Source organism: Vannielia litorea (assembly GCF_018424695.1).
Classification (GTDB): Bacteria; Pseudomonadota; Alphaproteobacteria; order Rhodobacterales; family Rhodobacteraceae; genus Vannielia; species Vannielia litorea_A.
Genome location: NZ_QTNQ01000183.1, coordinates 1 through 1866 on the forward strand (window position 1 = coordinate 1; position 1866 = coordinate 1866).

At 66.6% G+C, this 1866-nt stretch carries 1 protein-coding gene; it reads right to left on the reverse strand.

The window, feature by feature from the left end; translation table 11 throughout:
• Positions 1-144: 144 nt before the first annotated feature.
• Positions 145-1866 (reverse strand): DNA primase family protein (locus DYI42_RS23805; RefSeq protein ID WP_213549606.1); only part of this gene is annotated, 1722 nt, incomplete at its 5' end.

Sequence of the window (1866 nt, forward strand, 5' to 3'; positions counted from 1 at the left end):
CATGTGCGTAGGTGGGAAAATGCCTCCCAAGGCTCCCATGCCTCCCATCACGCCGCACAAACCACGGAAATGGAAGGATAATCCCCCCGCACCCCTGCCGGGCCGCCCCTCCCACGGGGTGCGGGGTGCCTCCCATGCCTCCCGTCATTGCTCGGCCTCGGTGAAGAGCCCGAGCACCTTGCCGCTTGCATCGCGCGGGGCGTTCTTGAAGCGATGGCCGAAATCATCGGCGAGGCGGAGGCCATCGTAGCGGCTGACGCTGGCCTTGACGGCATGGAAGCCGAGCCCGGTGGCCGGGTGGCGCCATGAGCGCGACTTGTCCTTCAGGTGCTTTGCGACCGTCTGCGGTTGCCATTGGCTGTCGCCGTTCTCGGCCCGGAAATAGTTGAAGGCGGCCACCAGGTCGCGCGCGAGGATGGTCTCGCCAGCATCGCCCGTCACCACCGTGCAGCGGGTGAGGAAGGTGCCCACGGGGTCGCTGTCTTCGCGATATTCGCGGGTGGCATCGAGCACCTTCTGCGGCGGATCGAGGCCACGCTCCAGATAATCGCACAGCCCCTCGATGAGCCAATTCAGGATGCCCGGCCCTTCGGCGAAGAGCTTGTCCCCCAGCTTGGCATCGCGCTCGGCCTCGGGGATCTGCACCTCGAAGGGCACCAAAAGAACCCGGCGCCAGATGCCATCATCGGTGCCCCGGATCTCGGGCTTGTGGTTGCCGCTCATCGTGAGCTTGAACTTCGGGTGAACCTCGAAGAAGTCGCCGTGGAGCGCCCGCACGTTGATCGGCTCGCCCCCGGTCAACTCCTTGATGAGGCCCTCTTGCAGGCGCTGCCCCTCGTCGGGCTCGCTGGTGCGCACCATGCGCGCCCCGACCAGCGGGATGAGATCAGGCGTTGCGTCGCCCCCGCCCCGGCGATTGGAGCCCGTGAGGCTCTCGATGCGGGCCGTGGCGGCATAGGCGCCGAGGATCCGCGCCACGGTATCGACCAGCACGGATTTTCCGTTGGCCCCGACGCCGTAGAGGAAGAGAAAGGCCTGGATCGTCACCCCGGTCATCGAGAGGCCGAAGAAGCGCTGAAGGAACTCGCGATCCTCCCGATCGGGCAGGATGCGCAGCAGGAACTTCTCCCACTCGGGTGCCCGAGCCCCCGGCTTGTAATCCACCGGCATGATCTTGGTCATTCGGGCGGCCCGGGCGTCGGGATTGGCCTCGTGGGGCAAAAAGGTCTGCACCGCTGTCCCATGCTCGACGCCGAATTTCAGAATGCCGTTCTGGGCGCAGATCGAGAGTGGGTCAGCATCGAGCGCATCGACCGGCACCGCCAGCGCAGTCTGGCTTTCCTCCAGCATGTGAGTCAGCGGGCCGCTGTTGCCGGCGTTCTTGGCGTGGGTCAGCCGCTTTCCGATGGCGTCGGTGCGGCGCTTCATCTGGGGCTCCAGAAGGCGGAGGCGGGAAAGCACCTCATCGCGCTCCAACTTCAGGGGGGCCTTGGCCTCTTCAGGGAGGCCCGGCTTTGCCAGCTCATCCAGCAGGTCCGAATATCGCCCTTCGAGCTGCGCGCATTCCTCGATCAGCTCGCCTGTCACGCCGCGCACCCGGATGTGGGCGGTTTCCTTCTCGATCAATTCGGCCAGCTTCTGGGCGCGGGAGCGCACGGCAAGCCCGTCCGGATCCGCCGCCCAATGGGTGCCCGCCCAGGTAAACCACCCGACGCGCGGCACCCACATGACATCCTCGCCGAAATGGATGATGAACCGCTGCCCGTTGCCGAAATCGTTCAGCGGCAGCCCGGCGGCGCGCTCGATGGGAGATTTGGGAGGCTCGCCGCCTTCAGGGCCATCGGGGGGTGGGGGGGCAGCGGGCGG